The 26,098-nt window shown below is 62.6% G+C and carries 20 protein-coding genes; 8 read left to right on the top strand and 12 right to left on the bottom strand.

The window, feature by feature from the left end; all coding sequences use genetic code 11:
* Positions 1–7: 7 nt before the first annotated feature.
* The 4 genes from LPB072_RS14540 to LPB072_RS14525 are packed head-to-tail and all read right to left on the bottom strand — an operon-like array spanning position 8 to position 5,554.
* Positions 8–1,444 carry an aldehyde dehydrogenase family protein gene (locus tag LPB072_RS14540; RefSeq protein ID WP_066084433.1) on the bottom strand — a complete coding sequence of 479 codons (1,437 nt, stop codon included), beginning with the start codon at positions 1,442–1,444 and terminating at the stop codon, positions 8–10.
* 18 nt (positions 1,445–1,462) lie between these two features.
* Complete coding sequence (locus LPB072_RS14535) at positions 1,463–2,956, bottom strand: aldehyde dehydrogenase (protein WP_066084437.1); 1,494 nt, start codon at positions 2,954–2,956, stop codon at positions 1,463–1,465.
* Positions 2,953–3,894, bottom strand: coding sequence for an NAD(P)-dependent oxidoreductase (locus tag LPB072_RS14530; RefSeq protein WP_066084439.1), 942 nt, complete (start codon positions 3,892–3,894; stop codon positions 2,953–2,955). Before LPB072_RS14530 ends, LPB072_RS14535 begins: the two co-directional genes overlap by 4 nt.
* A gap of 43 nt (positions 3,895–3,937) precedes the next feature.
* Positions 3,938–5,554, bottom strand: coding sequence for a GMC family oxidoreductase (locus tag LPB072_RS14525; protein ID WP_066084968.1), 1,617 nt, complete (start codon positions 5,552–5,554; stop codon positions 3,938–3,940).
* 370 nt (positions 5,555–5,924) lie between these two features.
* Here LPB072_RS14525 and LPB072_RS14520 point away from each other — a divergent pair, with 370 nt between their 5' ends.
* Positions 5,925–7,319 (top strand): aminotransferase-like domain-containing protein, encoded by a 1,395-nt coding sequence (locus tag LPB072_RS14520; protein ID WP_066084442.1) that lies wholly within the window; start codon positions 5,925–5,927, stop codon positions 7,317–7,319.
* A gap of 143 nt (positions 7,320–7,462) precedes the next feature.
* Here LPB072_RS14520 and LPB072_RS14515 read toward each other — a convergent pair whose 3' ends face one another.
* From LPB072_RS14515 to LPB072_RS14490, 6 genes are all read right to left on the bottom strand, one after another.
* Complete coding sequence (locus LPB072_RS14515; RefSeq protein WP_066084445.1) at positions 7,463–8,494, bottom strand: isocitrate/isopropylmalate dehydrogenase family protein; 1,032 nt, start codon at positions 8,492–8,494, stop codon at positions 7,463–7,465.
* 76 nt (positions 8,495–8,570) lie between these two features.
* The gene (locus LPB072_RS14510) at positions 8,571–8,909 is read right to left on the bottom strand and encodes a zinc ribbon domain-containing protein YjdM (protein WP_066084449.1); all 339 of its coding nucleotides are present in this window, start codon (positions 8,907–8,909) and stop codon (positions 8,571–8,573) included.
* Positions 8,910–8,956: 47 nt separating this feature from the next.
* Positions 8,957–10,597, bottom strand: coding sequence for a SulP family inorganic anion transporter (locus LPB072_RS14505; RefSeq protein ID WP_066084451.1), 1,641 nt, complete (start codon positions 10,595–10,597; stop codon positions 8,957–8,959).
* Positions 10,594–11,364, bottom strand: a complete 771-nt coding sequence (locus LPB072_RS14500) for a fused MFS/spermidine synthase (RefSeq protein WP_070263928.1) — start codon at positions 11,362–11,364, stop codon at positions 10,594–10,596. The genes LPB072_RS14505 and LPB072_RS14500 overlap by 4 nt, the downstream gene beginning before the upstream one ends.
* A 44-nt stretch (positions 11,365–11,408) precedes the next feature.
* Complete coding sequence (locus tag LPB072_RS14495) at positions 11,409–11,759, bottom strand: hypothetical protein (protein WP_066084457.1); 351 nt, start codon at positions 11,757–11,759, stop codon at positions 11,409–11,411.
* Complete coding sequence (locus LPB072_RS14490; protein ID WP_066084460.1) at positions 11,759–12,517, bottom strand: YoaK family protein; 759 nt, start codon at positions 12,515–12,517, stop codon at positions 11,759–11,761. The genes LPB072_RS14495 and LPB072_RS14490 overlap by 1 nt, the downstream gene beginning before the upstream one ends.
* Positions 12,518–12,727: 210 nt before the next feature.
* Between LPB072_RS14490 and LPB072_RS14485 the strand changes: the two genes are divergently transcribed.
* Positions 12,728–12,952 carry a hypothetical protein gene (locus tag LPB072_RS14485; protein ID WP_066084464.1) on the top strand — a complete coding sequence of 75 codons (225 nt, stop codon included), beginning with the start codon at positions 12,728–12,730 and terminating at the stop codon, positions 12,950–12,952.
* Between the two features lie 48 nt (positions 12,953–13,000).
* The gene (locus tag LPB072_RS14480) at positions 13,001–13,207 is read left to right on the top strand and encodes a ribbon-helix-helix protein, CopG family (RefSeq protein WP_066084467.1); all 207 of its coding nucleotides are present in this window, start codon (positions 13,001–13,003) and stop codon (positions 13,205–13,207) included.
* 538 nt (positions 13,208–13,745) lie between these two features.
* On the opposite strand, the gene LPB072_RS14475 is transcribed toward LPB072_RS14480, so the two are convergent.
* On the bottom strand, positions 13,746–14,723 hold the full coding sequence (locus tag LPB072_RS14475) for a GMP reductase (RefSeq protein WP_066084469.1): 978 nt from the start codon (positions 14,721–14,723) through the stop codon (positions 13,746–13,748).
* Positions 14,724–14,936: 213 nt separating this feature from the next.
* Between LPB072_RS14475 and LPB072_RS14470 the strand changes: the two genes are divergently transcribed.
* On the top strand, positions 14,937–17,375 hold the full coding sequence (locus LPB072_RS14470; RefSeq protein ID WP_231943252.1) for a UvrD-helicase domain-containing protein: 2,439 nt from the start codon (positions 14,937–14,939) through the stop codon (positions 17,373–17,375).
* Positions 17,376–17,378: 3 nt separating this feature from the next.
* Here LPB072_RS14470 and LPB072_RS14465 read toward each other — a convergent pair whose 3' ends face one another.
* The gene (locus tag LPB072_RS14465) at positions 17,379–18,347 is read right to left on the bottom strand and encodes a LysR family transcriptional regulator (protein WP_231943251.1); all 969 of its coding nucleotides are present in this window, start codon (positions 18,345–18,347) and stop codon (positions 17,379–17,381) included.
* A gap of 116 nt (positions 18,348–18,463) precedes the next feature.
* Here LPB072_RS14465 and LPB072_RS14460 point away from each other — a divergent pair, with 116 nt between their 5' ends.
* From LPB072_RS14460 to LPB072_RS14445, 4 genes are all read left to right on the top strand, one after another.
* Positions 18,464–19,963, top strand: coding sequence for a CoA-acylating methylmalonate-semialdehyde dehydrogenase (locus tag LPB072_RS14460; protein WP_066084473.1), 1,500 nt, complete (start codon positions 18,464–18,466; stop codon positions 19,961–19,963).
* 12 nt (positions 19,964–19,975) lie between these two features.
* Positions 19,976–21,655, top strand: a complete 1,680-nt coding sequence (locus LPB072_RS14455) for a GMC family oxidoreductase (RefSeq protein WP_066084475.1) — start codon at positions 19,976–19,978, stop codon at positions 21,653–21,655.
* A gap of 110 nt (positions 21,656–21,765) precedes the next feature.
* Positions 21,766–23,334: a BCCT family transporter gene (locus LPB072_RS14450; protein ID WP_066084478.1), complete on the top strand. Its 1,569-nt coding sequence runs from the start codon at positions 21,766–21,768 to the stop codon at positions 23,332–23,334.
* Between the two features lie 141 nt (positions 23,335–23,475).
* Positions 23,476–25,989 (top strand): CoA transferase, encoded by a 2,514-nt coding sequence (locus LPB072_RS14445; protein WP_066084480.1) that lies wholly within the window; start codon positions 23,476–23,478, stop codon positions 25,987–25,989.
* The last annotated feature ends 109 nt before the right edge of the window (positions 25,990–26,098 follow it).

Raw genomic sequence — 26,098 nt, 5'->3', positions numbered from 1 at the left:
GTTGTCCTTACTGGCTGTGGTCGCTGTTGATGCACTTGAATTCGATGTAGTCGTGGAGCCCGAAGCGGCCCCACTCACGGCCATTGCCCGATTGCTTGAAGCCACCGAAGGGGGACGCATAGTCTTGTCCCACACCGTTGACCGACACGGTGCCGGCCCGCAACCTGCGTGCCACGCGTTGGGCACGCACCGGATCGCTGGTGTTGACGTAGGCGGCCAGGCCAAACGGGCTGTCGTTGGCGATGCGGATGGCCACTTCTTCGGTGTCGAAGACCATCATGCAAAGCACAGGGCCAAAGATTTCTTCACGGGCGATCACCATGTCGTTGGTCACGTCGGCAAAAATGGTCGGGCGCACAAAGTACCCGGCCGAAAATCCCTCGGGTTTGCCTTCGCCCCCGATCAGCAGGCGCGCACCGCTCTGGATCCCCAGCCCGATGTAGCGCTGCACCGTATCGAACTGCCGCTTCATGGCCAACGGGCCGATCACATCGCCACGCTGCGACGGGTGTGCCACCTGGACCTGCGCACCGTACTCGGCGGCCAGGGCAATGGCCTGTTCGTAGACCGGGCGCTCCACCAGCATGCGGGTCGGGGCGTTGCAAGACTGACCGGTGTTGTTGAAGGCCTGGCGCACGCCACGGCGAATGGTCGAAGCGAGATCGGTATCGGCGAACACGATGTTGGCCGACTTGCCACCCAGCTCCTGGACCACGCGCTTGACCGTGCCCGCCGCGGCCTTGGCCACCGAGATGCCCGCAGCGGTGGACCCGGTGAATGACACCATGTCCACCAAGGGGTGCTCCGCCAGCTCGTTGCCAACGACCGGACCGTCACCGTAGAGCATGTTGAATACGCCAGACGGGTAGCCCGCCTCGTGCACAAACTCCGCAACCAGGCGCGCCGACAAGGGCGCAAATTCACTGGGTTTGAGCACCACGGTGCAACCGGTCAGCAAAGCCGGCGCCAGTTTGGACATGATCTGGTTGATGGGCCAGTTCCAGGGCGTGATCAGGGCACAGACCCCGATCGGCTCACAGACGAGGTCGCCGTTGGGGCCACTGCGGGATTCAAATGCAAAGCTTTCGGCCGCCGCCAGCGCGGCTTTGATGTGGCCGGGTCCGCATTCTGCCTGCGAGTCGTAAGCCAGGTCGCAAGGGGCGCCCATTTCGGTGCTGATGGCCTGGGCCATCTCGGTGTAGCGCCGCTCAAACACTGCCTGCAATCGCGCGAGCAAGGCCCGGCGCTCGGCCAAGCTGGTTTGGCTGTAGCCGTCAAAGGCGCGTCGCGCCGCATCGACCGCCGCGTGCGCATCGTTTTTGCCGCCCATCAACACGGTACCGATGATTTTTTCATCGGCCGGATTGACGATGGCGTGGACCGGGCCGGGCTCTACCGGGTCGATCCATTGGCCATCGATATAGAAGTTGCAACTGATCAAAATACTCTCCTTGTCATGGCATCAACCCAGTTGAAACCAGGCCGACTTGGTCTGCATATAGGACAGCAAACTGTCTTTGTGTTTGTCCCGTGAATTGCCGCTTTGCTTGTAGCCGCCAAAGGGCTGCGTCATGTCGCCATCGCCAAAGCAGTTGACCCAGACCACACCGGCTTGCAGTGCGCCGACCATGCGGTGCGCCGTTTTCAGGTCGGCCGTCCAAACCGAGGCGGCCAGGCCATAGTCGGAATCGTTGGCCATGGCCAGGGCTTGTTCTTCGGTTTCAAAAGCCTGCACCGTGGCCACCGGGCCGAACACCTCTTCGCGCACGATCCGCATGGTGTTGTCAGCGCCCGTAAACACGCAAGGCTGCAGGTAGGCGCCGGCACCCTGGGTGTCCGGGCTCAATCCACCCAGTACCGGCTTGGCTCCATCGCTGATCGCCTGATCGATGCGCGCCTGCACGTTTTGGCGTTGCGTCTGGCTGACCATCGGCCCCAGGGTCGTGGCCGGGTCCAGCGGGTCCCCCGTCTGGTAGGCCTGTTGGGCACGGGCGATGAAGCGCTGGACAAATTCGTCGTGCAATGACTGGTGCACCAGCAGGCGGGAGCCCGCGTTGCAGACCTGTCCGGCATTGTCAAAAATGCCGCCCACCGCGCGGTCCACGGCGGCATCCAGGTCGTAGAGGTCGGGCATGAGAATTTGCGGGCTCTTGCCGCCCGTCTCAAGCGCCACCCGTTTCATGTTGGACTGCCCGGCATAGCCCAGCAGCAGTTTGCCCACCGCGGTCGACCCGGTGAAGGTGAGCTTGGCCACATCGGGATGCAGCGCCAGCGCCTTGCCCGCCTCTGGTCCCAGGCCATTGACCACGTTGAACACACCGGGCGGGCCACCGGCGTCGACAAACAGCTGAGCCAGCCGGGTGCACGACAGGGGCGCTTGCTCGGCGGGTTTGAGCACCACGCAGTTGCCCGCGGCCAGTGCCGGCGCCAGCTTCCACACGGCCATCATCAACGGGTAGTTCCACGGCGTGATGGCGCCGACCACGCCCAGTGGCTCGTGGGTGATGGTGTGCAAGGTGCCCACCGGTGTGGCGGTCACGCCTCCTTCGATTTTGTCGATGCACTCGGCGAAATAGCGCAGGGTGTTCACGACTTCGGGGATGTCGATATTGAGCACGTCCGAAATGGGTTTGCCCATGTCCAGGGTTTCGAGCAGCGCCAGTTCCTGGGTATGGACCTCAACCAGATCGGCCAGACGCAGCAGAATGCTGGCCCGTGTTCGCGGCGCCAAAGACCGCCAACGCCCGTCGCGCAATGCGGCCTGGGCGCTGGCGACGGCCAGATCGATGTCGGCCACATCGCCTTGCGCCACCTTGGCGATGATCTGATCGGTGGCCGGGTTCAGGCAATCAAAGGTCTTGCCCGAGCGGGCGTTGACATATTGGCCTTCAATGAACAGGCCGCTGGCGATGTCGAGGCGCGAGGCCAGCCCGGCCCAATCTTCCCGGCCCATCATGCGACCAGCTCGCTGGGGTAACCGTCTGCACGCAGCTCCAGATTGCAGGCCTTCTCAAGCAGGCGCGCCACCTCCGGCGACTGCGCTTCGCTGCCATAGAGGCCGCGCGCGCGGCGGAAAATCTGTTGGGTCAAACCGCCCAGTTCCAGTGGCACGCCGAGCTTTTCAGCGATGTTGTTGACCAGGCCCAGATCCTTGCAGGCCAGGTCCATGGTGAATTTGACGTTGTAGCTGCCGCTGAGAATCAACTGGGATTCGGTCTCATGCACAAAGCTGTTGCCCGAGCTGGCCCGGATGGCGCGGTAGGTGGCGTCGGGGTCGACCCCGTACTTGGCCGGCAGCATCATGGCCTCTCCTGCCGCGACGAGGTGAATGAAGGCGAGCATGTTGGTCACCACCTTGACCACCGAGGCACAGCCGATCTCGCCCATGTAAATGATCTCGCCACCCATGGTGCTCAGAATCGGTTCCACTTGTTCAAATACCGGCTTTTCACCGCCCACCAGCACCGTGATTTCGCCGGATCCGGCCAGGTGCACGCCGCCGGTCACCGGGCACTCCAGCGTGGCGATGCCGCGCTCTTCTGCGATGGCGGCAAGCCGTTTCAAATCGTCCATGTCGGTGGTGCTCATTTCGATCCAGACGCCGCCACGGCGCAGGGATGCCAGCACGCCGCCCGGGCCTTCCATCACCTTACGCGAAACGGCTGGCGAGGGCAGCACCGTGATCACCACATCGGCATCGGCACACACGCCAGCGACATCGGCCGACCAGCGCGCGCCTCCCTTCAGCAAGCGCCCGGCATGCCGTTGATCCAGATCGGTCACCGTCACGGAAAAACCCGCTTGAATCAAGCTGTTGCACAGGGGTTCACCCAGGTTGCCCAGGCCAATGAAGCCAATTTTGAGTGAGGTGTCGATAGCGGTGGCTTGGGTCATGGTGTTCTGAGCTTGGGTCGTTGGCGTTGGAAAGAGGGGAGGGTCAGCGGTGGTCTTGCAGAATCATCTCGGCGCCCTTTTCGGCCACCATGACGGTCGGGGCGTTGGTGTTGCCGGAGGTGACCGCTGGAAAGACCGAGGCGTCGATCACGCGTAGCCGCTCGATGCCGTGCACTCTCAGCCGTGCATCGACAACGCCGCGCGCCAGCGTGGGGCCCATCGAACAGGTGGACGAGGCGTGAAAGACCGAGCCACTGCGTTGGCGAAAATCTTCCAGCGCCTGCTCCTCGGACTGGACCGCCGGGCCTGGCATGTGTTCGCTTTCGACCACGTCCGCCAGTGGTCGTGTGGCCGCTATGCGTCGCAGCAATTGCGAACCGGCGATCACGTCTTGAACGTCTTGCGAGGTCGACAGGAAGTTGGTGGTGATGACGGGCTTGGCGGTGGGGTCGCTGGAGCGAATGGACACACTGCCGCGGCTTGTTGGCCGGCAGGCGTTGAATGACATCAAGAAGCCGGGAAACGGATCTGGCTCGCGCAATTTGCCGGGCTTGATGGCGTCGTTGCTGTAACTGATGGGGTTGAAATACAGGTGCATGTCGGGGCGCTGCAAATCGGGGTTGCTGCGCACGAAAGCGCCCGCCTGGTTGACGCTCATGGCCAGCGGGCCGCGTTTTCCCAGCAGGTAGCGCAAACCCGCTTTGAGCTTGCCGTGCAAGGGGTACAGATCGTTGTTCAGCGTGCGCACTCTGGATCTGAAAAAGTACGAGGCGCCCAGGTGGTCCTGCAAGCCCTGACCCACTTGCGGCGAAAGCTGTTGCACCGCAATGCCCATCTTGTGCAGCAACGCTCCGTCACCAATGCCGGAGAGTTGCAGCAACTGCGGGGAATTGATGGCGCCGCCGGACAACACCACTTCCTTGTGGGCCCGAAAAACATGCCGTGTGCCTTTGATGAGGCACTCAACCCCCACGGCCCGTTGGCCTTCAAGCACGATGCGGGTGGCATGGGCCTGGGTCAGCACCTTCAGGTTGGCGCGCTTCATGGCGGGCCTGAGAAAAGCGTTGGCGGTGGACTCCCGCACGCCGTTGCGGATATTCATCTGCCACAAGCCAACACCCTCGGACTGCTCGCCATTGAAGTCCAGCGTGTGCGCCCAGCCCAAAGCCTTGCCGGTTTCGATGAAGGTGTTGCACAGGGGGTGCACTTGCTGTGTGAAGTCGCTGACATGCCACTCGCCACCAGCGCCATGAAAGGCCGATGCACCCCACACATGGTTTTCCGATTTTTTGAAGTAGGGCAAGACATCCTGCCAGGCCCAGCCCGGATTGCCGGCAGCGCACCAGTCATCAAAATCGGTGGCCTGCCCACGGATGTAGACCATGGCATTGATCGAACTGCTGCCGCCAAGCACCTTGCCGCGCGGCCAATAAAGGTTGCGATGGGCCAGGGCCGGGTCGGGCTCGGTGTGGTACATCCAGTTGTAGCCGGGGTGTGAAAAGGTCAGGCCGTAGCCCAGTGGCACCTGTACCAGCGGGCTTTTGTCCGAGCCTCCGGCTTCAAGGATCAACACGCTGTACAGGCCACCTGTGCTGAGCCGGTTGGCCAAAACGCAGCCAGCCGAACCGGCACCCACGATGATGTAGTCGTAGTCTGTCAAGAGCTTTATCGCGTGTCGGGTGTTGAAGCGGGTGCCTGCGTCAGCAAGGTTTCCGGCGCAGAGGTGGATGCATTGCTGGACACGTTGCCCAAGGCGGCAATCGTTGGCGGGCACCACCGGAAGGCAGGGCAGCACCTTGCTGTATCGGCTGACGCGATCACGCGTTGAAGGTGCGAGGCATGCACGGCAGGGCGTTTGGGCAGGGGCGCTGGGTGGGGTGACAAAACCGAAAAATTTGATCCGTTGTCATATGCTATGTCTTCTATTGGATGCATTCAATCATCCCAATGTGAGTAATTGACACCCTGGTGAATGGGTCTGCCTCGTTCTTGGGGATATCGCATTCGCCAGCCACCTCGAAGGCAACCGCATGCAATCGGAACACCTCATTTCTGATGCCAGTTTGGGCGACGGAAGCAAGCCCAAATACCAGTCCATTGCCGATGAGTTGGCGCGCGCCATTCAGGTCGGGCAGCTGGCGCCCGGCGAGAAACTGCCGCCGCAGCGGCAACTGGCCGAGCGCTTGCTCGTCACCACCGGCACCATCAGCCGCGCCTATGCAGCGCTGGAGCGGAGCGGTCTGGTCACGGCCCGCGTTGGCGACGGCACCTTCGTCCGCACCCAGGAAGAAGCCCGTGTGCCCCAGGGGGGAGAGGATGCGGTGGGCCCGCTGGACCTGGCCTTCAACGTCGCCATCGCTGGCGACGAGGTGCAAGCCTTGTCCGACGCGCTGATGCAGCTGACGGGCGATGCCGACATGCTGCGCCAGGTCATGAGTTACCAGCCCGAAGCGGGGCTGTGGCGGCACCGGGAGGCGGGTGCCCAATGGTTGCGCCGCTTTGGCACAACCGGCAATGGCAACCGGGTGATGGTCACCTACGGTGCGCAACACGGTCTGGCGTGTGTGCTGCGCACGCTGGCCAGGCCCGGCGATACCGTTTTGACGGAACCCCTCAGTTACCCCGGTTTGCAGGCACTGGCGGGATCATTGCGGCTTCAACTGGTGGGGGTGGACAGCGACGAAGAGGGCATGCTGCCCGGCGCGCTTGAGCGCGCCGCCAAAACCTTCGATGCCAAGCTGATGTACTGCACCCCCAGCCTGCACAACCCCACCGTCAGCACGATGTCCATGCGCCGCCGAGAAGAGATCGCTGCGGTCGCCCTGCGCTGCGGCCTGCTGGTGATCGAAGATTCTGTGCCGGCGGCCATGCAGGCGTCCCCCCTGCCAGCCCTGTCCACCCTGCTGCCCAGGCAGTCATTCTTGCTGGCCAGTTTTTCCAAGGTCACGGCGCCAGGACTGCGGGTGGGCTATCTGGAAACGTCGCCTGAATGGTTGTCGAAATTTGCGGCCTACATGCGCAACGATTGCTGGATGGCCGCGCCCCTGATGCCTGAAATTGCCACGCGCTGGCTGCAGACGGGCGCGATGGATCATTTGATCTCCCAGCAGCGCCAGCTGGTTGGTGAGCGTCTGGCCATCGCGCGCTCGGCGCTGTCTGGTCTCGATTTTCGAAGCGCGGACCACCACCCGCTGGTGTGGCTGCGCCTGCCCGAGCCCTGGAGGGCAGGGCAGTTTTCCAATGCAGCGCGCCAGGCGGGTGTTCTGATTCGCACCGCCGATCACTTTGCTGTGGGTCGGGCGCCTGCGCCTCACGCGGTGCGCATCAGCCTGAACGCAGTGCATTCAATGGCTGCGCTCGAACGGGGTCTGGGCACCATCACGGGCCTGATCAGCGGCCCCAGGCTTGCGTCCTTGGAGGCTTGATCGGCGCCGACAGCATATGTGGGGTGAGCAGCCCTGTTTTCCAGGCAGCATTGCTGACACCAGGAATGCGTCGGTGTTCCCGATCCATAGAGTGCAGGGTGGTGGAATCACTTCATGATCAAGGGTCGGGAGATGCTATCCACTCAGCCGTTCGCGATGCGGCTGACCAGCGCCTTGGTGAAGGCGGCCGTGTTTGCTTTGCCACCCAGGTCGCCCGTCCGCACCTTGTCGATGTTCAGCGTCGCATCGAGCGCCTGGCGCAGGCGGGTGGCCTTTTCCGTAAGCTTGACGTGGTCGAGCATCAGCGCGGCGGCAAGCAGCAGGGCTGTGGGGTTGGCGATCCCCTTGCCAGCAATGTCAGGCGCTGAGCCATGCACCGCTTCAAAGATCGCCGCATCTGCCCCGATGTTGGCGCCCGGCGCCATGCCGAGTCCGCCGACCAGACCTGCTACCAGATCCGACAGGATGTCGCCAAACAGGTTGGTGGTGACCAGCATGTCGAACTGCAATGGGTTGAGCACCAGCTTCATCGCGCACGCGTCAACGATGATGGTGTCGAGTTCAAACTTGCCCTTGTATTTGCGCTCGTACAACTCCAGGCCGGTCTCCAGAAAGATGCCTGTGAGCGCTTTCATGATGTTGGCTTTGTGCACGAGCGTGACCTTCTTGCGGCCAGCGGCGATGGCGTGTTCAAAGGCGAACTCCAGCAGCCGGCGGCTGCCTGCGCGGGTGTTGATCCCTGTGCCCATCGCCACGGCATGCGGGTCGTCATCGATTTGCACGTAGTGCTCGTGTCCGATGTACAAACCCTCAAGGTTTTCGCGCACCACGACGAGGTCGACGTTGTCGAAGCGCCCACCGGGAATGATGGTTCGCGCTGGCCGCAGGTTGGCGTAGAGCTTGAACTCTTCGCGCAATCGCACGTTTGATGAGCGGTAGCCACCGCCCGAGGGCGTTTCCAGCGGACCCTTGAGCGCCAGGCGTGTGCGACGGATGCTGTCTAGGGTGGCTTGTGGCAAGGGGTCCCCGGCCTGCTCGACGCCTTCGAGCCCGGCGATCTGCCGGTCCCAGTCGAAAGGCGCCTTGAGGGCATCCAGGGCAGCCAGCGTGGCATCGATGATCTCAGGTCCAATGCCGTCGCCGGGAATCAGGGTGGCAGGTATCAATGTGGTCATGGTGGTGGTCCTGGAAAGTGTGGTGTTGAAAGAGAAATCCTGAAAGCGTTACCCGGCACACGCTTGGGCGGCCGGTTCACGCCTTTTTGACCACCGCAGATTTCAGCTGCATGGCCCCAACACCGTCCACTTTACAGTCGATGTCGTGGTCGCCCTCGATGCGGCGGATATTGCGGGCCTTGGTGCCCACCTTGAGCACCATCGACGAGCCCTTGAGCTTGAGGTCTTTGATCAAGGTCACAGTGTCGCCGTCTTTCAACTCGTTGCCCACGGCATCGCGCCAGGGGCTGGCGACCTCGACAGCTTCCTGGGCTTCGCCGGCTTGCCATTCGTGGCCGCATTCGGGGCAGACGAGCAGATCGCCGTCCGGGTAGGTCAGGGTGGATTGGCACTGGGGGCAAGCGGGCAAGTTCATCGGGATTTAGAGAGTCGGTGAGAAAACAAGAGAAAGGTGCATCGGATTCATGCGTCAGGCAGCCGGCGCAGCGCGCCGGCCAGATCGTCGGCGTAGTCGCCCTCGGCCAGAGCGTCGAGCACCCCGGTCTTCCATAGCTTGGCGCGCACGCGGTGGTTGGCCTCGCACAGCATCACGCGCACGCCACGCTTTTGCAGTTTGCGCACCACGTCCTGCAGCGCCTGAAGGCCGGTGAAATCCATGAAAGGCACCAGGCGCAGGCGCAGGATCAGCACCTTCGGGTCGGTGCGGGTCTGCTGCAGGATGCGCTCCAGGCTTTCCACCGCTCCGAAGAAGAAGGGGCCGTTGATCTCGTAGACCAGCACGCCATTGGGCAGTGCCGACCGTCCCAGCTCCTGGAGGGTGGGCTTGAGGTCATTTTCGTTCATCGACTGCACCTCCACCGACGCGGCCATGCGGCGCAGGAATTGCAGCGTGGCCAGGATCACACCCACGTTGACAGCCACCACCAGATCGGCGAACACGGTGAGCACAAAAGTGATGACGAGGATCAGTCCATCGGCCCGTGGCGCGCGCAGCAGAATGTGCAGGAAGTGAGGAATCTCGCTCATGTTGTAGGCCACCACAAACAGGATGGCCGCCAGCGCGGCAAGCGGGATGTTCTGCGCCAGTGGCGCCATGAAGAGGATCACCGCGACCAGGGTCAGCGTGTGCGTGACCCCCGCCAGCGGGCTGGTGCCGCCGTTGCGCACATTGGTCGCGGTGCGCGCGATGGCGCCGGTGGCCGCAAAGCCGCCAAACAGGGGCGCCACGATGTTGGCCAGGCCCTGGCCGACCAGCTCCTGGTTCGAGTCGTGTTTGGTGCCGGCCATGCCATCCGCGACCACCGCCGACAGCAGCGACTCGATGGCGCCCAGCATGGCGATGGTGAAGGCTGGCCCGATGAGCTGAATCATCTGCGTCAGCGACACGGTGGGAATGGAAAAACTGGGCAGGCCAAGCGGAATGCCGCCAAAAGCGGTACCGATGGTGGCCACGCCCGGTATCTGCCAGACCGACTGGATCACCGTGGCCACCACCATCGCCGTGAGCGGCCCAGGCACCCGCGCCATGCCCCGGACGCGCGACGAATACAGCACCAGCAGCAGACTCAGCACAGCCATCGCCAATGTCGGGACGTGCACCTGCGTGATCACGCCCAGCAGGTTGATCAGCTTTTCGTGGAAATGCACGCCGCCGGTGACGGGCAGGCCCAGGAAATCGCGCCACTGGCCCACAAAAATGATCACGCCGATGCCACTGGTGAATCCGACGATCACCGGCGCCGGAATGAAGCGGATCACCGCACCCATCTTGGCCACGCCCATGAACAGCAAGATGAAACCGGCCATCAGCGTGGCCATGCGCAGGCCGTCGATGCCGTACTTGGCCGTCACCCCGGCGAGGATGGCGATGAAGGCGCCAGTTGGCCCGGCGATCTGCACCCGGCTGCCGCCGAGCAGCGACACCATGAAGCCACCAATGATGGCGGTGTAGATGCCTTGCTCCGGTCGCGCGCCCGAGGCAATTGCAAAGGCCATGGCCAGCGGCAGTGCCACCACACCGACAATGACACCGGCCACGACATTGGGCAGCAAGCGGCCTTTGCCGAACTGGCCCGAACGCTTGGCCTCGAGGATGGTGATCACCGGGATTCCCTGACCCTGCGCGCTGCTCGCAGCACGTCGTGCAGATCGGCTTCGATGCCCGACCAGGCGCCCGGCGCCATTGGCGCCGGGCGCATCAGGTGCCTGGGCAGCCGCGCGTCGATGCTGGTGTCCCTTCGCGCGAAGACGATGGCGTTGCCGCATTCGCGCGTGGCCACTGCCAGTGTGTTGCCGTCAAATGCCAGGGCAATCCGCTCCATGAACACGCCGTAGTGGATGTCCAGCTCATGCAGGTTGCACAGCATCACGCCGCCGGGGCGCAGCAGACGCTGGCAGTGGTCATAGAAGTTCTGGGTTCCCAAGACGGGCGCCATCTGCTCGGCCTCGAAACCGTCGACCAGGATCACGTTGAAACGCTGATCGTCAACCGCCGCCACAAAGTCCGCGCCGTCGGCCTGGACGATGCGGAAATCTGCCTGATCGGGGGGGATATCAAACTGCTCGCGCAAGGCGATGACCGCCGGATCGATCTCGACCACGGTGATGTCAGATCCAGGCAGGTGTTGATGGCAGAATTTGGGCAGCGAACCGCCACCCAGTCCGATCATCAGGATGTGCTGTGGTTGTGGCTGAAACAGGAGGAAGGCCATCATCAGGCGTGTGTAGCCGAGCACCAGTCGGTCGGGGTCGCGCAGGTCCATCGCACTCTGGATGTCGGTCATGCCAAATCGCAGCTTGCGTTTGTAGCGCACGTGGTCCACCCGCGCCCCGTTGTCGAGCAAACCGGCCGCGCGCACTGCGGTGGCCATGGAAGAGTTGCACGAAGCAGTCATGTTGTTGTAGGCCCGCCAGGTCAGGGCGCGGCGGTCGGTTCGGTCACACAATCCAGTCCGTACTCCGGGTTGAGCGCGCAGGCCCGCCGCACCGCCTCCAGATCCGCCGCGCCGAAACACACGGCGTCAAGCCATTGCATGGCGCGCATGAAAGCCGGCAGGGCCCAGGCGCAGTCAGCGAACCGTTCTTCAAACGCCTGCATATCGGCGTGCTCGTGGCTCTCATCCAGGCAGGGCGAAGACCAGCGCACCAACTGGTTGTCCTGGTAGGCGGTGGCAACCGGCCAGCTCCGGGTTTCACCCATCGGCCGGAAAGTGATCACCGCGTGCGTGGCCGTGCGCGAGCGCTGGCCACGTTGCAATGCTTTCATCACGCTTGCCCTTTCTCGGTATGGCGCAGCCAATCGCTGATGTCTTGCCACAGCGGTGGCGCTGCCACTGCGCTGAGCAACAGCGCCAGGGGCAGCGTGGCGACGAACCCCACGTGTTTGAACGCCATTGCGCCCAGCAGCCCGCCGGTGAAAAACAGGCCCAGTATGGTGCTGTGAATCGCCAGCTTGTCGCGATCGGCGCGCACGAAATGCACCGCATTGGCCTCGTGCGTGCGGTTCCAGTAGAAGAGCCGACCCAGCTCTATGCCGAGGTCGGTCACGATACCGGTCATGTGCGTGGTGCGGATCACGGCATTGGAGATCTTGGTCACGATGGCGTTTTGCAATCCCATGATGAAGCTCAGCAGCAGCACCGTGGCCGGTAAAAAGATATCGATCAGCGTGTTCAGGTTGGCGCCCAGCAAACCGAACAGCAGCAACAGAACCGCTTCGAGCATCAACGAAAAAGCGTACTCGCTGTGCAGGTTCCGCCGCCGGGCCCAGTTCACCAGCACGGCCGTGGTGGCGGCCCCCGTCGTGAACGCCAGCAGGGCGGCCAGACCCGCCGCACTCAGATAGAAATTGCCCAGCACCAGGTTGTCCGCCAGCTCCGAGACGATGCCAGTCATGTGGGAGGTGTAGCGGTGGATGGCCAGGAATCCGCCGGCATTGGCGGCGCCGGCCACGAACGCCAGCAGGCCACCGAGCTGGCGGTTGGCTCTGCGTGTGCGCACCTTGTGGGTCAGGCTCTGGATCATGGAGGAGGTGTTGTGTGCTTGTGTTGCATCTTTAATGCGACTACAGTATGCCTTCAGCGCACATTCAATTGCAATAATATTATCATGTCATTGTCACAGCTTGAACAGTCACTCAGGTCTCAGAGAGCCCGTCCCCGCTGTGTGCGCGTCAACTTGCGGCTCTGGTACGCATTGACGTCCGCCAACCTCATTGCGCAGCGAGAGGCGCCCATGAGCGACCCGGGAATGAACGGACTGCGTCTGCCTTACTTCGGTGATGTGCTGCTGGTGCTGGATCCGGACCTGCAATCTGCTGCCTTCGCCATCGAAGAAGGTGTTCCATTTCAGGCGCCCCCAGCCACGCAAGTGCTGGAGACGCAACCGGCGCCGAGGTCGACGTCGCCAGTCAAGCCCCCAGATTCGCTGTTTAAGGGGCGCTGGATGGGGCGCAGCTGAGTGCCAAGCCTGTCTGGTCTGGTCATTACATTTACATAGAATGCACACATGGAGTTGAAAACCGCCCGCCTGACCGTCCTGATTGACCCGGCCAAGAAGAAAGCCCTCGAGAGTCTGTGCGCGCGTCAGGACGTCACCCCATCCCAGGTGGTGCGGCGCCTGATTCGCGACTATCTGGCCAGTCACGGCGAGGGCTTCATTCCGAGTGGCTCATCTCAGCAAGTGGACGCTGAAAGCAGTGAGACACCCGTCTGAGTGTGGTCTGTGCAGCGGGCCCTGATGGTTCGGAGGCTTTCTCTCACGCCATGGCGCTTGTTCGTCTGATTCGCGCCCATGCCGTTGAGCGACCGATACCCAAGTGGGCCTTCGCTTCCTGGTTGTGTTCAGCAGCGGCGTGAACGCCACCCATTGGGTCGGAACGCCATCCCCGTGACGGTTTGACGAAAGGCGCGCCCTCGGCAAACGGCACTGGCGGAGGCAGACAAAGCCGAACGCCAAGGTCCTCGCTTGCGGGGCGCTGCGGTCCGGGACGGCAAGCGTCGATCGACAGATACCTCAGTGCGGCGCTCCATCGTCTGGGTGATCCACCCCCACTGGATGGATGGCCAATTGATGCCATCGAGCCGACGGGCGGAGTGCCTCAGTCAATTGCCGCGCAGGAAGGGGCGAGCGCGCGCGCCAGATCGATAGCGGGGCTCTGATCCGTTTGAGATCCTGATCCGGGGCAAAAGATTCAAAGCGCAATCCGAGGCAGATGGACCTTGCTGCCTGTGTTCACCCGTTCGGCAGCCGCTTACATCAACAGATGTTCGCCCGCGTTGTCGCCGCCCAGAATCACGTAGTTCACCTTGCGAATGTCCATGAGCTGGGTGCCGCCTGAATAACTGATGGCGCTCTGCACGTCTTGCTCCATCTCGATCAAGGTGCTGGCCAGCTTGCCCTTGATAGGCTCCAGAATGCGCTTGCCTTCGACATGTTTGTATTCGCCTTTGTTGAAGTCGCTGGCCGAGCCGTAGTACTCCTTGAACAGCTCGCCGTCCACTTCGACGGTTTTGCCGGGCGATTCTTCGTGCCCGGCGAACAGCGAGCCGATCATCACCATGGTGGCGCCAAAGCGGATGCTCTTGCCAATGTCGCCATGGCTGCGGATGCCGCCGTCGGCGATGATGGGTTTGGTCGCTACTCGCGCGCACCACTTGAGCGCGGAAAGTTGCCAGCCGCCGGTGCCAAAACCGGTCTTGAGTTTGGTGATGCAGACCTTGCCCGGGCCCACGCCCACTTTGGTGGCGTCTGCGCCCCAGTTTTCCAGGTCGATGATGGCCTCGGGTGTGGCCACGTTGCCCGCGATCACAAAGCTGCCGGGCAACTTGCCCTTGATGTAGCCGATCATGTCGCGCACGCTGTCGGCGTGGCCGTGGGCGATGTCGATGGTGATGTATTCGGGGATGAGGCCTTGTTCGAGCAGGGTGTCGACCGTGGCGCGGTCCCCCGCCTTGACACCCAGCGATATCGAGGCGTACACACCCTTGGCACGCATGTTGTGCACGAACTGCACGTTGTCCAGATCGAAGCGGTGCATCACATAGAAGTAACCGTTCTGCGCCATCCAGAGGCAGATGCTTTCATCGACCACGGTTTTCATGTTGGCCGGCACCACCGGCAGCCGAAAGCGGCGCCCACCGAGCTCCACGCCCGCATCGCATTCCGAGCGGCTCTCTACCCGACACTTGCGGGGCAACAGCAGGACGTTGTCGTAATCGAAGATTTCCATATTCCAGTTCCTTGAATCGTTGAAGATCAAAAGCGCTTGGAACTGGCCGGTTCTTCTCAAAGGCGAAAAAAAACCGGGCGCAATTGCTTGGGCCCGGTGTCCGATTCTAGGCGCCTTGGCCGTGACCTGGGCCCATTGCTCTCCATATGGGTCACATACGGTCCGTCGTATGTGAACATGACCCTCCTCGCGCCAGGTTCCTACAATCACACCATGCTGTTTGAACAACCCGTTGCCACTTCCCCGCTGCTTGCCGGCCTGAACGCGGAGCAGGGCGCTGCCGTTTCCCTTCCCCCCGAGCATGCCCTTATTCTGGCGGGCGCCGGATCGGGCAAGACCCGCGTCCTGACCACGCGCATCGCCTGGCTCCTGCAAACCGGGCAGGTGACGCCCGGCGGCATTTTGGCGGTGACCTTTACCAACAAGGCCGCGAAGGAAATGATGACGCGGCTCACCAGCATGTTGCCCATCAATGCGCGTGGCATGTGGATTGGCACCTTTCATGGCTTGTGCAACCGCTTCCTGCGTGCCCATTACAAGTTGGCCAACTTGCCGCAGACCTTTCAGATTCTGGACACCCAAGACCAGCTCTCGGCGGTGAAGCGCTTGTGCAAGCAATTCAACGTGGATGACGAGCGCTTCCCGCCCAAGCAGATCCAGTACTTCATCAGCGGCTGCAAGGAAGACGGGCAGCGGCCTGGTGATGTGAAGCTGCGCGACGAAGAGACGCGCAAGAAGGTGGAGCTGTATGCGCTGTATGAAGCGCAATGCCAGCGCGAAGGCGTGGTCGATTTTGGCGAGCTGATGCTGCGCTCATATGAGGTTTTGCGCGACAACGATGCGGTGCGCGAAAACTACCAGCGGCGCTTTCGCCACATTCTGATCGACGAGTTTCAAGACACCAACCGCCTGCAATACGCCTGGATCAAGATGTTTTCTTCGCCGCCTGTCGAAGGCCTGAGCGGCCCGGGCAACGCGGTGTTCGCTGTGGGCGACGACGACCAGAGCATCTACGCTTTCCGTGGTGCACGCGTGGGCAACATGGCCGATTTTGTGCGCGAATACCGCGTGCAACACCAGATCAAGCTGGAACAAAACTACCGCAGCGTGAGCAATATTCTGGACTCGGCCAACCAGCTGATTTCCCACAACAGCCACCGGCTCGGCAAAAACCTGCGCACCGATGCGGGTGCGGGTGAACCGGTGCGGGTGTTCGAAGCCACCAGCGATTTTGCCGAGGCGCAGTGGATGGTCGACGAGATGAAGCAGCTCGCGCGCGAAGACATTCCCAAAAGCGAGATGGCGGTGCTGTACCGCAGCAACGCGCAAAGCCGCGTGGTGGAGACGGCGCTGTTCAATGCAGGCATGCCTTACCGCGTATATGGTGGCCTGCGCTTTTTCGAGCGCGCAGAGATCAAGCATGCGCTGGCTTACCTGCGCCTGCTGGAGAACCCGAACGACGACACCAGCTTCATGCGGGTGGTGAACTTTCCGCCGCGCGGCATCGGCGCGCGCAGCATCGAGCAGTTGCAGGATGTGGCGCGCAGCTCGGGCTGTTCGCTCAACGACGCGGTGAGCGCCGTGACCGGGCGCGCAGGCGTGGCGATCAGCAACTTTGTCGCGAAGATTCAGGTCATGCGCGAGCAGACCGAGGGCAATACGCTGCGCGAAATCATCGAACTGGTGTTGGCGCACAGCGGCCTGGTGGAGCACTACCGCAACGAGCGCGAAGGCCAGGACCGGGTGGAGAACCTGGAAGAACTGGTGAACGCGGCTGAGAGTTTTGTGAGCATCGAAGGCTTTGGCCGCGATGCGGTGGCGATGCCGGTGGACGAACTTGGGCAGGCGCTCTCGCAAAGCCCGGTTAGCCAGGGGCTGGACCCTTCGGTTCCGGCGATCGATGAGCCGTTGGCATCGGAAGAAGAAACCGGCGAAACCCTCAGCCCACTGGTTTCTTTCCTGACCCATGCGGCGCTGGAATCGGGCGACAACCAGGCCCAGGCCGGGCAAGATGCGGTGCAGCTCATGACCGTGCACGCCTCCAAAGGCCTGGAGTTTGATTGCGTGTTCATCACCGGTATGGAAGAGGGCCTGTTTCCCCACGAGAATTCCATGAGTGACCGCGACGGCCTGGAAGAAGAGCGGCGCCTGATGTACGTGGCGATCACCCGGGCGCGCAAGCGGCTTTACCTCAGCCATTCGCAAACCCGCATGCTGCATGGCCAGACCCGCTACAACCTCAAGAGCCGTTTCTTTGAGGAGTTGCCGGAAGAATGTCTGAAATGGATCACCCCCAAGCAACCCGCCTGGAGCGACGGTGCTGCGGGCGCTGGCGGCAACGCCGGCTGGCAAGGGGGCGGGCGCGGTGGTTTCAACCGGGGCGGGGCACCGGCTGCGCTGCAACCCGCCTGGTCACCTGGCTGGGCATCGGGCAGCGACCCCAGGGGTCTTGGGGGCAAAAGCAACCCCGAGCCCGATCGCGGAACCGACATCAAGGCGGGCCTCAAGGTGTTTCACAACAAATTTGGTGAAGGCAAGGTGCTGGCGCTGGAGGGCGCTGGGCCAGATGCGCGCGCTCAGGTGAGCTTCACCCGCCACGGTGTGAAATGGCTGGCGCTCAGCGTGGCCAAGCTCACCCCGGTGGATGATTAGACCCTAGCCGCGCTCGCTGCCGCTGCGCTGGGGCGTGAGGTCGGCTGCGCTGTTGGCCCCCGGGGATACCCATAGGCGGTCGAGCACGTCGAGTGCGCACGCAATGGGGCCTTCCTGCTGGCGTGATGTGAGACAGATGAAGCTCAGCGTGCAGTCGATGCTCACCCGTTCGTTGACCACCAGCCCATGGCGGTGCTTTTCCTGCAGCGCGACGGAGTCTCGGCACAGGCTCAGCCCCACGCCCGACCGCACCATGGCGAGCATCGAGCTTTCCTGATCGACCTTGGCGACAAACCTTGGCATGGACGCGCGCTCGCGGTACACCTGTTGCAACAAACGGCCATGCACAGATGCTGAAGCGGTGCCTACCCAGGGCAGGCGGGCGAGGCCATCCCAATCTTTGTCGGCCATGCGCGCTTCCCAGCCCGGCGGCGCCACCACCCAGTAGGCGAAGTCGGCCAGCGGTTTCTGGTGGATGTCTTGCGCGGAGGTGTCTTCGCCAGGTTGATTCAGGTGGCCCAGGAAAAAACCGGCGTCCACTTCATTGCGCAGCACCCAGTCGCGCACATTGCCGCTCATGCCCTGGCGCAATTCCTTCTCGAGCAATGGGGCCGCCTCGACCAAAGCGTGCAGGAAAGCGCCCAGCCGGATGAACTCCGGATCGATCACGGTGCCGATGCGCAGTCCGCCGCGCACCTGTTTGTGCAATTGAACGGCGGTTCGATCCAGTTCGTTCAAACTTGATATGACTTGACGGGTTCGAACCACCAGCGCCAGCCCGTCGTCGGTCAGGTCCAGCCCCCTGGCTGTGCGCCTGAACAGCGTCAATTGGTACCGCTCAGCCAGTTGCTTCAGTCGCAGACTCAAGGCTGGCTGGGTCATGTAGAGCGATTCGGCGGCCCGGGTCACGTTGCCGAATTCGGCCACTGCGAGAAAACACTGCAAGGTCTTGAGGTCGGGAAGTGTGTTCACATTATTTTGGTTGCTTATATCAGTTGGTGAATTATTCATTGGATATGGGGGAAGCGCAAGCCTAGACTCGCGCCCCAATTCGATGCCTTTTTCACAAACAGAACTGGAGACAAGCCATGCCACTCGCCCACATCGGTCACTACATCCAAGGCTCACCCGTTGCAGGCTCCAGCGGCCGCACGCAGGATGTCTTCAATCCCGCCACCGGCGCCGTCAGTGGCCAGGTGGCCTTGGCCGATACCGGCGAAGTGGGGCGTGCGGTTGCGGCGGCACAAGCTGCCTTCCCGGCTTGGAGCGCCATGCCGCCGATCCGCCGCGCGCGTTTGATGAACAGGTTTCTCGGACTGCTGAACCAGAACAAGGACGCACTGGCCAAGGCCATCACGCTGGAGCACGGCAAGGTGTTCACCGACGCCCAAGGTGAGGTCGAGCGCGGCATCGACATCGTTGAATTTGCTTGTGGCATTCCCCAGTTGCTCAAGGGCGATTACACCGAGCAGGTATCCACCGGCATCGACAACTGGACGCTGCGCCAGCCGTTGGGTGTGGTTGCGGGTGTCACGCCCTTCAATTTCCCGGTGATGGTGCCCATGTGGATGTTCCCGGTGGCGATCGCTGCGGGCAACACCTTTGTGCTCAAACCTTCGCCCACCGACCCCACGCCTTCATTGATGATGGCCGAGCTGATGAAGCAGGCGGGCTTCCCTGACGGCGTGTTCAACGTGGTGCAGGGCGACAAGGTGGCGGTCGATGCCTTGCTGGAGCATCCCGATGTGATGGCGGTCAGCTTCGTGGGCTCCACGCCGATTGCGAACTACATCTACGAAACGGGCGCGCACCACGGCAAGCGCGTGCAAGCCCTCGGCGGGGCCAAGAACCACATGATGGTGATGCCCGATGCCGATCTGGAGAAAACGGTGGACGCGTTGATGGGGGCGGCATACGGCTCGGCCGGCGAGCGCTGCATGGCGATATCGGTGGCGACGCTGGTGGGTGATGTGGCGGACAAGATCGTGCCCATGATTGCCGAGCGCCTCAAAACCTTGAGGGTCAGCAACGGCCTGGAGCTGGACGCTGAAATGGGGCCTGTTGTTACCGCGGCCGCCCACCAGCGGATCGAGGGCTACATCGCGTCGGGCGTGGAAGAGGGCGCGACCCTGGTGTCGGACGGGCGCGGTCTGACCGTAGCGGGTCATGAGAGCGGATTCTTCATGGGCGGTACCCTTTTCGACCATGTGACAGCCGACATGAAGATTTACCGCGAAGAGATCTTCGGACCGGTTTTGGCCTGCGTGCGCGTGAAGTCGTTTGCCGAAGGCATCGACCTCATCAACGCTCACGAGTTCGGCAACGGCGTGAGCCTGTTTACCCGAGATGGCAACGCCGCGCGCGAATTTTCCCGCCGTGTTCAGGTGGGCATGGTGGGCGTCAACGTGCCGATTCCGGTGCCCATGGCCTGGCACGGTTTTGGAGGCTGGAAGAAGAGTCTGTTTGGCGACATGCATGCCTATGGGGAGGAGGGCGTGCGCTTCTACACCAAGCAGAAATCGGTGATGCAGCGCTGGCCTGAGAGCATCGCCAAAGGCGCCGAGTTCACCATGCCCGTGGCACGCTGAAGGAGCACTGCCGTGAGCGCCACCGACTTCGACTACATCATCGTGGGCGCTGGCACGGCCGGCTGCCTCCTCGCCAACCGCCTGAGCGCAGATCCATCCAAAAAGGTCTTGCTGCTCGAAGCGGGCAGGAAAGACAACTACCCCTGGATCCACATCCCGGTCGGGTACCTCTACTGCATTGGCAACCCGCGCACCGACTGGCTCTACCAGACCGAGCCTGACCCGGGCCTCAATGGCCGCAGCCTGCGCTATCCGCGAGGCAAGACCCTGGGTGGCTGTTCAAGCATCAACGGCATGATCTACATGCGCGGCCAGGCGCGCGACTACGATGGCTGGGCCGCTGCAACCGGTGAGGCCGAGTGGGATTGGGAGCACTCGCTGAAGGACTTCAAGGCCCATGAAAACCACTACCGCATGGATGTGGGTGGTGATGCCTCAACCGGCTTCAAGGCGCTGCACGGCAGCGGCGGCGAATGGCGTGTGGAGAAGCAGCGCCTGCGCTGGGACGTGCTGGAAGCGTTTGCCGAAGCGGCGGTCGGGGCTGGCGTGCCGCGGACAGATGATTTCAACAAGGGCGACAACGCCGGCGTGGGCTACTTCGAAGTCAATCAGAAATCGGGCTGGCGCTGGAACACCTCGAAAGCCTTTTTGCGCCCTGCGCGCAACCGCACCAACCTCTCGGTCTGGACCGAGGCGCATGTTGAAAAACTCGACTTCTCCAAAGGGCCGGGTCGGCCGCGCTGCCTGGGCGCGCAAGTCATGCGCGGCGGGCAGCGGGTGACCGTGCGTGCGGCCGCCGAAGTCATCCTCAGCGCGGGGGCCATCGGATCGCCTCAGATTTTGCAGCTCTCGGGCATCGGCGATGCAAAACACCTGAAGCGCCTGGGCATTGACATGACGCTGGACCTGCCTGCCGTGGGTCAGAACTTGCAAGACCATTTGCAGATCCGCGCCGTGTTCAAGGTCAAGGGTGTGTCCACGCTCAACACCCTGGCCAACAGCCTGGTGGGCAAGGCCAGCATCGGACTGGAATACCTGCTCAAGCGCTCGGGCCCGATGAGCATGTCGCCCAGCCAGCTGGGCGCGTTCACCAGATCCGATCCTTCGCAGCCCTATGCCAATCTGGAGTACCACGTGCAGCCGCTGAGCCTGGATGCGTTTGGCGAAGACCTGCACCGCTTCCCTGCGTTCACCGCCAGCGTGTGCAACCTCAACCCCACGAGCCGGGGCAGCGTGACCATCACCAGCAACAAGGCCTCCGATGCGCCTGCCATCGCACCCAACTACCTGCACACCGCCGAAGACCGCCTGATCGCGGCGCAAAGCCTGCGCCAGGTGCGCGAGATCGTGAACCAGCCGGCGATGGCGAAGTACCTGCCGGAGGAGTGGAAGCCCGGCGTGGAGTTCCAGTCGGACGAGGCCTTGGCACGGCTGGCCGGCGACATCGCCAACACGATTTTTCACCCGGCGGGTACGGCCAAGATGGGGCGCGCCGATGACCCCACCGCGGTGGTTGATCCCTATCTGCGGGTTCGCGGGGTGGATGGCTTGAGGGTGGTCGATGCAAGCGTGATGCCGACCATTACCAGCGGCAACACCAATTCACCCACCTTGATGATCGCGGAGAAAGCCGCGCGATGGATTATCGAGGCGAACAGGAAGCTGTCCGCCGGGGTGGGTTTGATAGGTTGATGGGTGCAAGGTTGTTCTCAGCCGTTGTGGGTCGAACCGGGCGCAGACCCTGACGACCCGTTCACGGCAGACGACCATTTTTTTGGTTGATAAAAAAGAAGGAGACAAAAATGTCAAAAATGATGAACAGCGGAGACCGCGTGGACATGCGCGTGTTCTCTTTGTCGTTGCTGCTGCTGGCAGGGGTCGTTGGGCCTTTGCTGATGTTCCCGGAGTCGAGCTCGGCCATGATCTCGGCCGCGTTTTCGTTCACCACCGGCACGTTCGGCTGGTTGTACATGGTGGCCGGCTTGGCCGTTGTCGTGTTCCTGATCGGCCTGGCCTTCAGCCGCTACGGCAACGTGCGCCTGGGCGGCGCCGACGACACCCCCGAGTTTTCGTACTTCAGCTGGATCGCCATGATCTTTTGCGGCGGCATCGGTATTGCCATCGTGAACTGGGCCTGGGTCGAGCCGATCTATTACTACACCGGCCCGCCGTTCGGTGTCGAGGCCAAGACCCAGGCGGCGGCCGAGTGGGCCTTGACCTACGGGCAGTTCCACTGGGGCCTGACGCCATGGGCCTTCTACTGCCTGCCCGCGATTCCAATCGCCTATTCGATGTATGTAAAACGCCAGTCGGGCGCGCGCCTGTCGGTGGCTGCTCGTGGCGTGCTGGGCAAGCAGTCTGACGGCTGGCTCGGCGTCGTGCTCGACGCGGTGGTGGTGTTCGGCATCGTCGGCGGGGTTGCCACCTCGCTGGGACTCGCGGTGCCGCTGGTGTCCACGCTGGCCGCCGGCCTGTTCGGGGTTGAAGATTCGTTCCTGCTTGAGATGGGCATGCTGGCCTTGTGGACCATCATGTTTGGCACCAGCGTCTGGTTCGGCCTGGCCAAAGGCATCAAGATCTTGTCCGATGTGAACGTGATCATGGCACTGGCCATGCTGCTCTTCACCTTCATGGTCGGGCCAACCCAGTTCATGGTGGACGGCGCGGTGAACAGCTTTGGCCGGATGGCGTCCAACTTCATCTCGATGAGCACCTGGACCGACCCGGTGGGCAAATCCAGCTTCTTCAAGGACTGGACCGTCTTTTACTGGGCCTGGTGGATTGCTTATGCGCCGATGATGGGCTTGTTCGTGGCGCGCATTTCGCGTGGCCGCACCATCCGTGAGCTGATCATTGCCGAGATGGTCTGGGGCTCGCTCGGCTGCTGGGTGTTCTTTGCTGTCTGGGGCGGCTATGCGCTCGACCTTCAGATCTCCGGCAAACTTGATGTGGCGGCCATCCTCAATGGTGCGGGCGGCATTCCGGCCACGGTGCAGGCCATTCTCGGCACATTGCCCATGAGCGGCCTCATCACCGGCGCCTTCATCCTGCTGTGCTTCATCTTCCTGGCCACCACGCTGGACAGCGCCGCCTATGTGCTGGCATCGGTCACCTCGCAGGAGCTGACCGGCTACCAGGAGCCCAAGCGCTCGCTGCGCATCACCTGGGCGCTGATCCTGGCGGGCATCGGTGCATTCCTGATCCAGATCGGGGGCTTGAAGCCGGTGCAGACCTCGACCATCATCGTGGCATTGCCCTTGATTCCGGTGTTGGTGATCCTGACCTGGTCACTGATGCGCTGGCTCAAGGCCGACTTCGCCGATCTTGAAGACCATCAGCACCTGATCGCTTCGCAGCCTCCCCGGCGCTAAAGGCGCAAGCGCCGGATTGCAGACCTTGCCGGAACAGCGATTGGCTTGTCCCGCAAGGTCTGCCCCACATGGCGCTTGGGCTTGATCCCGTTTCGCTTTCATCAGAAAAGCTCTCACTTTTCCCATCGCACATTCACAGCCATGGCCACTTCCGACGCTTCCCTTCTTCCCCTGCGCAACGTCAAGGTCGTTGACTTTGGCCAATACATGGCCGGTCCGGCCGTTGCCATGATCCTGGCCGATCTCGGCGCCACCGTGGTGCACATCGACCCTCCGGGCGGGCCGCTGTGGCAGAGCCCCGCCAATGCCACCCTGAACCGCAACAAACTGACCGTCACCATCGACCTGAAGTCCCCGGAAGGCCTGGAGCAGGCGCTGGCCCTGATTGAGGAGGCCGACATCCTGGTGGAGAACTTCCGCCCCGGTGTGATGGCGCGTCTGGGCATTGATCTGACCGGGTTGCGCGCATCACGGCCTGAGCTGATCACGCTGTCCATCCCCGGTTTCGCGTCGAACGACGAACTGCGCTGCGACTGGCGGGCCTTTGAGAGCGTGATCAATGCCCAGTCGGGGGTGTTCACCGACATGGGCCTGAACCGGGTGCTGATGGGCATCAACCCTTCTTTCTCACCGCTGCCGCTGGCATCGGCCTACGGCACCATGCTCGCCGCTTCGGCGGTTGTGCTGGCGCTGCAAGCGCGCGAGCGCACCGGCCTGGGCGATCAGGTCGAAGTGCCGCTGGCGTCGGCGGTGATGGAGGGCCTCAGCTACAACTCCATCAAGGTCGACAACTACCCCGAGCGCTACAAAACCCAGCGCGAAAAAGAGATCGAGCGCCGGCGCACCGAAGGCCTGCCGATGAACCTTTCTTACGACGATCTGCAAGAGCTGCTCGACCCGTTCTACCGCAGCTACAAATGCAAAGACGGTCGCATGTTCTATGTCGTGTGCCCGAGCCACAAGCACCATGCCAAGCGCTGCCTGCAGGCGCTGGGTTTGTACGATGAGCTGGTGGCCGAAGGCCTGACCGAAGAGGAGGACACCTACCGGCCTGTGAGCGAATGGGCGCACGAGGTGTCGCTGGGCGTTTACCCCTTGCCCAAGGCCTGGGCCGATCGCATTTCAGCGCGCATGAAAGAGGTGTTCATGACGCGCACCGCCAAGGAATGGGAGCGCATTTTCGGCCGCGGCAATTTCCCTGGGGCGCCGCACCGCTGGTTGCAGGAGTGGATCAACGATGACCACGCGGAGACCGCCGGTTTGATGGTGGAGGTGCACGACCCCGAGTTCGGCCCCATGACCCAGCCCGGCCCCATGGTCTGGCTGGAGGAAAGCGGCGCGGCCATGGTGAGCCCGCGCGCGCGGCGCAATGTGACTTTTGAACAGGCGCTCAAGGCGCTGGTGGCCATCGAAACCAAGTTGCCCCGCGTGCGCCAGAAGAATGCGCGCGATGGCTGGCTCGACGGCGTGCGCATTCTGGATTTGTGCAACGTGATCGCCGGGCCCCATTCAGTGGCCTACCTGAGCCGGTTTGGCGCCAAGGTGATCAAGCTGGATCCGGCCAAACCGTTTTACGACTGCTGGAACACGGTGATTTTTGGCATGTCGCACATGCGCGAGAAGCGCTCGGTGTTGACCGACATCACACAGCCCGAAGGGCGCGCGATTCTTGACGAGCTTGTCAAGAACAGCGATGTGATCGTCTGGAACGCGCCCGACCGCCAGGTGCGCGCCATGGGCCTCGATGAAGAGAGCCTCAAGAAACTCAATCCGGATGCCATCTTCTGCAAGCTCGACTGCTTCAGCGGGCCGCTGCCCGGACCCCGCTCGGGCTACCTGGGCTATGACGACCTGGTGCAGGCCACCACCGGCATCATGACCCGCTTTGGCGGCTCGATGGACACGCCTGAAGAACATGCCCACGTGGGCACCATCGATGTGATGTGTGGCTTTGGCGGCTCGCTGGGCATTGCGGCGGCGCTGTATCAGAAGCTCAAGACGGGCCGCGCAGGCCGTCCGCGCACCTCGCTCTCGGCGTTGAGCAACCTGGCCCAACTGCCGTTTTGTTACGACTACGTGCGCCGAGGCTTGTTCGATGAGCCGGCCGGGCGGGAAGTGGTGGGTTACGACGCCTTGTCGCGCTTCTATTACACCTCGTCCGATCGCTTTGTTTTGCTCAGCGCCTACGAGGTGGATTTGCCCCGCTTCGAGAAGGTGGAGGGGCTGGAAGGCCTCTCGCAGGTGCCCAAAGAGGAGCGCGCTGCCTTTTTGGCGCAGGCATTCATGAATGCCCGCGCGGTGGACTGGGTGGAACGTTTGCAAGCGGCCGACATTGGTGCAGCGATCTGCGAAAACATCGAATCCATTCGCGTCTACAACAGCCGACCGGCCGATGGCAAGCCAGGCACCGACCAAGGCAGTTACGCCTTCTCGGTTTACGCGGACCACCCCAGCGGTCACACGGTGACGCAGCTCGACCCGTTTGCGATACGCCCGCAACGCGGGAAGATTTATGCATTGCAGCCGGCTGAGAAATACGGCGCTTCAACCCGCGCGGTGCTCAAAGAGCTCGGCAAGACCGATGAGGAGATCGAGGCCCTGTTGCGCACTGGCGTGGTCAGTGAAAGTTGGAGCGAGCAATACTTGCCAGATTGATGCTACGGCCCGCTCAGTCAAAAAAGGGGCCGCATCCACTGGTGATGCGACCCCGAAAGAAATACGCGGCTCTGGTGGAGGCAGCCCCCCCTCGCACAATCTGGGCGAC

It is taken from the genome of Hydrogenophaga crassostreae, from assembly GCF_001761385.1.
Taxonomy (GTDB): Bacteria; Pseudomonadota; Gammaproteobacteria; order Burkholderiales; family Burkholderiaceae_C; genus Hydrogenophaga; species Hydrogenophaga crassostreae.
This window is presented reverse-complemented; position numbering and strand designations above follow the sequence as displayed.

Coding starts and splice junctions, on each gene's coding strand:
- LPB072_RS14520 (WP_066084442.1), top strand. CDS start 5,925: ATGCAATCGGAACACCTCATTTCTGATGCCAGTTTGGGCGACGGAAGC.
- LPB072_RS14510 (WP_066084449.1), bottom strand. CDS start 8,909: ATGAACTTGCCCGCTTGCCCCCAGTGCCAATCCACCCTGACCTACCCG.
- LPB072_RS14530 (WP_066084439.1), bottom strand. CDS start 3,894: ATGACCCAAGCCACCGCTATCGACACCTCACTCAAAATTGGCTTCATT.
- LPB072_RS14460 (WP_066084473.1), top strand. CDS start 18,464: ATGCCACTCGCCCACATCGGTCACTACATCCAAGGCTCACCCGTTGCA.
- LPB072_RS14450 (WP_066084478.1), top strand. CDS start 21,766: ATGTCAAAAATGATGAACAGCGGAGACCGCGTGGACATGCGCGTGTTC.
- LPB072_RS14485 (WP_066084464.1), top strand. CDS start 12,728: ATGAGCGACCCGGGAATGAACGGACTGCGTCTGCCTTACTTCGGTGAT.
- LPB072_RS14475 (WP_066084469.1), bottom strand. CDS start 14,723: ATGGAAATCTTCGATTACGACAACGTCCTGCTGTTGCCCCGCAAGTGT.
- LPB072_RS14495 (WP_066084457.1), bottom strand. CDS start 11,759: ATGAAAGCATTGCAACGTGGCCAGCGCTCGCGCACGGCCACGCACGCG.
- LPB072_RS14470 (WP_231943252.1), top strand. CDS start 14,937: ATGCTGTTTGAACAACCCGTTGCCACTTCCCCGCTGCTTGCCGGCCTG.
- LPB072_RS14535 (WP_066084437.1), bottom strand. CDS start 2,956: ATGATGGGCCGGGAAGATTGGGCCGGGCTGGCCTCGCGCCTCGACATC.
- LPB072_RS14515 (WP_066084445.1), bottom strand. CDS start 8,494: ATGACCACATTGATACCTGCCACCCTGATTCCCGGCGACGGCATTGGA.
- LPB072_RS14500 (WP_070263928.1), bottom strand. CDS start 11,364: ATGGCCACCGCAGTGCGCGCGGCCGGTTTGCTCGACAACGGGGCGCGG.
- LPB072_RS14480 (WP_066084467.1), top strand. CDS start 13,001: ATGGAGTTGAAAACCGCCCGCCTGACCGTCCTGATTGACCCGGCCAAG.
- LPB072_RS14445 (WP_066084480.1), top strand. CDS start 23,476: ATGGCCACTTCCGACGCTTCCCTTCTTCCCCTGCGCAACGTCAAGGTC.
- LPB072_RS14490 (WP_066084460.1), bottom strand. CDS start 12,517: ATGATCCAGAGCCTGACCCACAAGGTGCGCACACGCAGAGCCAACCGC.